Consider the following 7,106-nt stretch of genomic DNA (forward strand, 5'->3'; position numbering starts at 1 on the left):
AAACCGTCGCCAGAGATCGCGCTGAAATGTGCGAACACGTCTGCGCCAGATTCTTGCTCGATAAAACCAAAACCTTTTGCTTCGTTAAACCATTTTACTGAACCAGTAGTTGTATTAGACATAATATGTATCCTAAAAAATTAATATAAGTGTGCCTGAAAAGAGGCGATTGAGCCGGAAAAAATAGTTAACTTGAGGATATCGTGCAGGATTATTACTAAAACAACTCGGTACTAACAAATAAAACAAAACTTCTTTCAAACTAGTATTCAAAATGGGCTATTGCTAACCCATTTAACGAAAGCAATTAGATGCTAACGATGTTTTCAGCTTGTGGGCCTTTTTGACCTTGAGTAACAGTAAACTGTACACGTTGGCCTTCAGCTAAAGTTTTGAAACCGTCGCCAGAGATTGCGCTGAAATGTGCGAAAACATCAGGACCAGATTCTTGCTCGATGAAACCAAAACCTTTTGCTTCGTTGAAAAATTTAACTGTACCAGTTGTAGTTGTAGACATAATAGTATCCTAAGGATTAATAAAAGTGCGCCTTAAATTAGGCAATTTAACAGGAAGAAAACATACATTTAACTGAGGATAACGCGAAGGATTATTACTAAAACAACGTGGTACTTACAAATAAATAGGGTTTTCTGTCAACCCGATGCGAGGCAGGATAACAGTAAATTAAAGTATATACCAAGCCCTATTGTAAATTTATTTTAGAGTAAGTACTTTATTTGTTTGTTGTTTTTTTAACTAATTAGTTATGATTAAGATGATATTTTATACTTTTAAAATAAAGGTAAGCTTTGTTTAATCAATACGTTAAGCCTGTTTTTGTGCGTAGTTTTAAAGTAGGCAAAATACAGCTTTTAATTGGTTGAAACATGACCTAATTACCTACTAATTTTTTTGAGATATACCCTAAATAATGTAATTCTTTAGCTCCAAATTACAAATCCAAGTATTAATAACGCAATCCAAAGTGTTTCAGCCACAATTAAAATAATGGGTTTCATACCTACTTCGGTTAGTTTTCCTAAATTAGTTTTCATACCTATGGCTGAAATAGCAGCAATTAAAAAGAACTGCGAAAGTTCGTTAGCGGTTTCAAGTACTATTGTAGGAACTGAAAAGCAGCTATTTATTACCATAAGTATTACAAAGCCAATTAAAAACCCAGGTACTTTAGGTAACTCTCCGTGTTTTTCTTTATTTGAGTGATTAATAACAACCATCATAATAAGTACAACGGGTAGTAGCATTGCAACACGTACTAGCTTAGTTAGACTTGCTATATCGCCTGTCTCGGGTGATACCGAATAACCTGCACCCACTACCTGGGCTACATCATGTATTGTGCCACCTAAAAATACGCCTGCATTATGGGCGTCAAACTCAAGATAATTAACCACGATAGGGTAGAGGATCATAGCTAGAGTCGACATGGCTGTTACGCCAATAACGGTTAATAAGGTGTCGCGTTCTTTATGTTCGCTGTTTGGCATAATAGACGAGATAGCCAGCGCAGCAGACGCTCCACAAATAGCAACCGAACCACCTGTAAGTGCACCAAAGCGCTTTTGCAAGCCAAATGCGCGTGCTAGTACTACGCCTAAAATAATAGTAGTAAATATAGCGCCCGCTAGCATAAGTGCTGTTTGCCAACCCAGTGTTACTAAATCTCCCAGCGCTATGCGTGTGCCTAGCAGTACTATACCTACACGCAAAACCGTGGTGCCGGTAAAATCGATACCTTTGGCGCAAGGGCTATCGCTTTGATACAAAAATGAGACTGCCATACCCAGTAACAAAGCAAACAACATGGCTGNCTGGCGCGCCGTAATGCTCACTCAAAAATAAGGCGGCAAGGCCAGTCATTGCAGCAATGCTGGCACCTTGCCATAAAGGTGATATTTTACAGCTTAATTTACTGCTTAAGCGCTGCATTACGCTTTAGCTGCGGTAAGTGCTACTAATACTTGGCGCTTACGTTCACCTGTAAAAGGGCGACGACCATGCATAGCCATTTCGTTATCAACTAAAGCAACGTCACCGTCTTGCCATGCAAGATCAAAGGTAAATACTTTAGAAAGCTCAACAATTTTATCAAGTCCTGCTTTGGGTATTGCACTACCATCGCCAAAAGTAATGGCGATTGATGGGTTTTCGCGTACACCTTTCCAGCCCATGTAAGCGGCAATCAGTTGGTTATAAAAAACCTGTACGTTATTTTCAAGAGTTACTACCGCAGGCAGTACCGGTGTAACGGCTTTTAGTGAGCCGTCTTCAAGCCATTCCCACTCGTAACCAAGTTCGGTTAATTTATTATGTGCTTCGTCTTTGGTTTCTACACTTAGCGTACTTTTCCAGCTTCGGCCTTGGCCTGATGTTGCGTCGTCAGCGGCTGGCATATAGGTGGTATATTTTAGGCCTTTGTGTTCAAAATCATGGGCAAGTTTACTGTCGTATTCTTTTAATGCGCTAAATAACTTATCTGATCGGCAAAGAGGTGTTGCACCACCTTCTTCTGCGGCCGATTTACAAAAGAAGAATAACTTACTTGGCGAAATAGGCGTTTGCGCCATTTCGTGATGTAAGTATATTTCTACATCTTTTGGCGCTTCGTTGGCTGTAAATACACGCTCGGTAAAATTAATACGTACCGCGTTAGACAGTGACTCTTTATAAGTAAAATTGTCGTAATCAAACCCTGCTGAAAAAGTATCAAAGGTTTCGGCGCTATTTACCGGGAAGCCACGAAACAGCACAGCACCTGAGCTGCGAAGCTTTGTAGCCAGTTCACTTTTATTCGCGCGAATGAAAGCTACCGCTTCTTCAACGGTGCTGGCGTTATTGTTATTAACCACAATGCACGGAAAAACCGAATCATCGAATGTTAATTGAGTTGGCACTGAGGCGTAGTTAATTTCGGTAGCTGACATTGTATGTTCCTAATCGTAAATTGGGTGAAAACGGTTAAAGGCAGCTTCACAAAAGTGCCCAGGGTCGTTAAATCGGCGATTACTGTTAAGCGCAGAAATTTGCGCCATTTCTTGCTCTGTTAATTCAAAATCAAACAGTGCGAGGTTTTCTTTCATGCGTGCAAGTTTTGAAGTTTTTGGAATAATGGCTGTGCCGCGTTGCACGCCCCAGCGAAGAACTACTTGTGCTGGCGTTTTGCCATGATTGTGTGCAGCCGCTTTAACAACGCTTTGCTCAAGAACTGATTCAGTTTTATCAGCCATTTCTAGCTCAAGGTATGAAAGCGCACCCAGTGGTGAAAACGCAGTAACCGGAATATCGTACTGCTTAGCTAATCTTACTAATCGCTCTTGCGTTAAATAAGGGTGCGACTCAATTTGCAACATAGCGGGTTTGATATTTGCGTAGGTCATTAAATCGTGAAGCAGCGCGCTTGAGTAATTACATACTCCAATGCGTTTAGCTTTGTTGTTATGTACTTGCTCTTCCATTGCTTGCCACGTTAAATATAGCGGCACTTTTGCCAGCTCCATTTGTGGATTTTGCGCGTCTGGGTCAACAAACCACTCTGGTGGATAGCGGGTTTCTATTGGCACAAATGTTTGCGCAATCGGAAAATGAATTAGGTATAAGTCTAGGTAATCTAGCTTTAAATCACTCAGTGTTTTATCAATCGCGAGGCCAACATGCTCTGGTGCATGAAAGGTATTCCACAGTTTTGATGTTACCCATAATTCTTCGCGAGTACATAAACCATCGTTTATTGCTTGGGCTATGCCATCGCCTACTTGTTCTTCGTTACCGTAGTCTGATGCGCAATCAAGATGGCGGTAACCTGCCTTAATGGCTTGGTATACCGTTTGCGCACAATCTTCTTGTGCTACTTTCCATAAACCGAACCCTACTGGAGGGATATTATTTAATGAACTCATTGGGAATTCCTGTTAAAAATGCATAATGACTTGGGTCTTGTATAAGACATAAGTTATTATACGAATCAAACAGTGTCAATACTGTGTTAACAGCAAAGTAGTAAATGGGTGGGTTAAAAAACCTACAGGCAGCAAAAAGGCAGCGTTTGCTGCCTTTAAAAAATATTTAATTATTATGCGCTAAAGTGAGTTTTTAGCACTAAACACGCTTTTAATTAATCAAGTTCAATTTGATAGTGGTAATGATCGCTACGGCATTTGCTTTGGCGGTATTCAATTAGCTTACCTTCGATTGATTCGGTAATTCGTGATACCAACAGCAGTGGGTCGCCAGCTTTAATAGCAAGCATTTTGGCATCATCAGCTGTAGCAAGTACAGCTTTAATACTGTCTTGGGTTTTGTGTACAGTTTGGTTAAATTTGGTTTGATAGTAATGGTACAATGTATGCGGAATATCACTACTTTGATGTATATCAGGAAAGTAGCTTTGTGGTAGGTATATAGTTTCGCTCATGCAAAATTCGTTATTAAGAATGCGCCTACGAACAAGCTTGGTAACTTTGTCTTTTTTATTGAGTTGTAACGCTTCTATTACTTCAACTGGCGCTGCACAAAGCTCAACCGATAGCAGTTCAGCCTTTGGCAAATCGGCACCTTTACCGTCTGCTTGTAACGGAAAAAACCTAAATAAGGCATCTTGCGCGGTATGCTCTGATACAAACGTACCAACGCCTTGGCGACGAGTCACTATTTTATTGTCGGTTAATAAATTAAGTGCTTTACGAACCGTACCTTGGCTTACGTTAAATTCTTCAGCAAGGCGAAATTCGCTTGGTAGTGCTTCGCCAGGTACCCAGCGTCTTTCAACAATGAGCTGTTTAATATAATCAGCCACTTGTAAGTAAAGCGGTTGAAAAGCCAAGCTTGGGCCACTTAATTTGTGATCAAACATAGAGTTACTCATTATTATTTACCATTAAATTTAATCCACCTGTAGTTATATCATAGGTGAAACCTTTTACGCATATTTGCGCTAGCTCAATTAAACGTGAACTACTGCTGTAATGTTTTATAGGCGCAGAATATACATTATGCCTAAAAACAAATCGTTACACTACAATAGCTCACCCTTAGGAAATTAAAAGTGCTCAGTATTTCTTTTGAACTCATTTTGCTTATGGCGTTGTGCCTAAGCCTTGCCACTGTAATGCAAACTCTTAGCGGGTTTGGCTTTGGGTTGCTGGTGGTTGCAAGCTTTACGTTGCTTGATGTATTGCCACTTACGGCAACTACATTTTTAGTGAGTTTGCTAGGGTTAGTTAATTCAACAACCGTGGTCGTTAAGAACCGCAGTTCGGTAAAAGTACCCGAGCTAAAACTTATGTTGTATACCGGTATACCGTTAATGCTGATAGGTTTTGTGCTACTTGAGTTTATGTCGTCGCATTTAACGCACTATTTAAACTTTATTTTAGGTGTAAGTATTCTGCTGTGCTGCGCTTTAATGCTGATTGGCCGCGATCGTGCTAATAAACAAAGCCGCCCTCGTTCGTTTTTAATAGCTGGAGGGGTGAGTGGATTACTTGGTGGGTTGTTTTCAACCTCAGGGCCGCCGCTTGTGTTTCAGTGTTATAAACAAAGTTGGTCTATTGAAGCTATTCGCAGTACGTTATTAGCGGTATTTACTATTGGCGGGTTAGTACGTGTAGGTATCGCTTTATTTGGTACTTTGCCGGGGCTCGACATTATGTTTTTAATTGCAGCGGCTATTCCCTTAGTGTTGTTAGTTACGCATTTTGCTCGTAAATTAACGCCTTACGTTGACGCTAAATGGATACGCATTATAGCTATTACGTTACTAGGACTGAGCGGCGTATCGCTGGTGGCTACATCGGCACCTGGCATTTTTTAAAAAATGCGATGTAAATAATTCATCTTGAGTTTATTTACGTTGACATGGGGATTACAATTATTTAACTTGTGTCTTATACAAGACTAATAATTGGTTAAGGAACTCCCATGAATGCATTTGAATTACGTGAGCCAGACTGGAACGCAATAGAACCAGCACGCTTAACCGCACAGCCAAAGTTACAAGGTAATGTGTTGGTTTTGCCCACTCAGTTTGGTGATATTAGCGTAACGATAAGCCAGTTTGGTTTACGTTTAAATGCAGGCACCACGCATGACGAGCAGTTTAAAATATTAACCACAACCCCATCAGAATACCCCCTCACACTTAGCAAAAACAATAATGATTACAGTGTAAGTGGTGGCGAATACCGGCTAGAGTTTTACTGCGACCCTTTTCATTTCAAACTTTATAAAAACGATGAGCTAGTGCAGCAATCAGCAACCGATGGCCACTTTGTACGCCAGCATCGTTTACCGCCNCGGCTGGATATTAAGCTTAGAGCTTAACTACGATGAGGCCGTGTATGGTCTTGGCGAAAAATGGGGAAAGCTTGATAAACGCGGCCAACTTATTCGTTCATACAACCACGATGCGCTAGGCGTTAACGCCGAAAAGTCTTATAAAAACACACCGTATGCATGGAGCCCAGAAGGCTGGAACTTATTTGTACATACACCTGCGCCGGTAACTCATGGCGTAGGTTACGCACTGTGGTCGCAACGCGCATATGTATGTTTAGTTGAAGATGACGCGCTAGATGTATTTTTATATCAAGAACAAACACCTGCCCAAAGCATTAACCGTTACTGTGAGCTAACAGGTTTTGCACCGGTGCCACCGCAGTGGAGCTTTGGTGTTATTTTATCAAAAGCGTATTACAAAGATGCTGACGAATTACTGAGTGTTGCCCGCGAAGTGCGTGCTAAAAATATGCCGTGCGACGTAATTACTCTTGATGGCCGCGCATGGCAAGACACCGACACCCGCTTTGCATTTGAATGGGATCCAACACGTTACGCCGACCCAAAACCAGTGCTTGATGAACTAAAAGCGATGGATTTTAAAATTTGCGTATGGGAATACCCGATGATCTCGGTAAATAACCCATTATTTGCTAAAGCGGCCGAAAATGGCTGGCTTATAAAAGATAAACGCACCGGTAAAGCGTATCAATACGAGTGGGATTTAAGCCCATTTGGCGAAGTACTTACACCACTACCAGAGTCGGGTATTTTAGATTTTACTCACCCCGACGCTTACGAATACTGGCTC

The 7,106-nt window shown here is 41.1% G+C and carries 6 protein-coding genes and 2 pseudogenes; 2 read left to right on the forward strand and 6 right to left on the reverse strand.

The window, feature by feature from the left end:
* The 6 genes and pseudogenes from L652_RS0108395 to L652_RS0108420 form a co-directional block, all read right to left on the reverse strand.
* The coding region (locus tag L652_RS0108395; RefSeq protein ID WP_024595870.1) for a cold shock domain-containing protein at window positions 1-122 on the reverse strand (122 nt) is incomplete at its 3' end.
* Between the two features lie 185 nt (window positions 123-307).
* The gene (locus L652_RS0108400; RefSeq protein WP_024595869.1) at window positions 308-517 is read right to left on the reverse strand and encodes a cold-shock protein; all 210 of its coding nucleotides are present in this window, start codon (window positions 515-517) and stop codon (window positions 308-310) included.
* Window positions 518-942: 425 nt separating this feature from the next.
* Window positions 943-1,951: pseudogene (locus tag L652_RS01000000123515) on the reverse strand (putative sulfate exporter family transporter).
* Window positions 1,951-2,946: a TauD/TfdA family dioxygenase gene (locus L652_RS0108410; protein ID WP_024595867.1), complete on the reverse strand. Its 996-nt coding sequence runs from the start codon at window positions 2,944-2,946 to the stop codon at window positions 1,951-1,953. Before L652_RS0108410 ends, L652_RS01000000123515 begins: the two are co-directional and overlap by 1 nt.
* A 9-nt stretch (window positions 2,947-2,955) precedes the next feature.
* Window positions 2,956-3,918: an aldo/keto reductase gene (locus tag L652_RS0108415; protein ID WP_024595866.1), complete on the reverse strand. Its 963-nt coding sequence runs from the start codon at window positions 3,916-3,918 to the stop codon at window positions 2,956-2,958.
* A gap of 215 nt (window positions 3,919-4,133) precedes the next feature.
* The gene (locus tag L652_RS0108420) at window positions 4,134-4,883 is read right to left on the reverse strand and encodes a GntR family transcriptional regulator (RefSeq protein WP_024595865.1); all 750 of its coding nucleotides are present in this window, start codon (window positions 4,881-4,883) and stop codon (window positions 4,134-4,136) included.
* A 180-nt stretch (window positions 4,884-5,063) separates the two neighbouring features.
* Between L652_RS0108420 and L652_RS0108425 the strand changes: the two genes are divergently transcribed.
* Entirely contained in the window at window positions 5,064-5,831 is a 768-nt protein-coding gene (locus tag L652_RS0108425) for a sulfite exporter TauE/SafE family protein (protein ID WP_024595864.1), read from the forward strand.
* A 107-nt stretch (window positions 5,832-5,938) separates the two neighbouring features.
* Window positions 5,939-7,106 (forward strand): annotated as a pseudogene (locus L652_RS01000000123520) (TIM-barrel domain-containing protein); the annotation flags it as partial.

It is taken from the genome of Pseudoalteromonas sp. TB25, assembly GCF_000497995.1.
GTDB classification, from domain to species: domain Bacteria; phylum Pseudomonadota; class Gammaproteobacteria; order Enterobacterales; family Alteromonadaceae; genus Pseudoalteromonas; species Pseudoalteromonas distincta.

Excerpts from the sequence above, each read along its gene's own strand:
- L652_RS0108400 (WP_024595869.1), bottom strand. The coding sequence starts at position 517 with ATGTCTACAACTACAACTGGTACAGTTAAATTTTTCAACGAAGCAAAA.
- L652_RS0108415 (WP_024595866.1), bottom strand. The coding sequence starts at position 3,918 with ATGAGTTCATTAAATAATATCCCTCCAGTAGGGTTCGGTTTATGGAAA.
- L652_RS0108420 (WP_024595865.1), bottom strand. The coding sequence starts at position 4,883 with ATGAGTAACTCTATGTTTGATCACAAATTAAGTGGCCCAAGCTTGGCT.
- L652_RS0108410 (WP_024595867.1), bottom strand. The coding sequence starts at position 2,946 with ATGTCAGCTACCGAAATTAACTACGCCTCAGTGCCAACTCAATTAACA.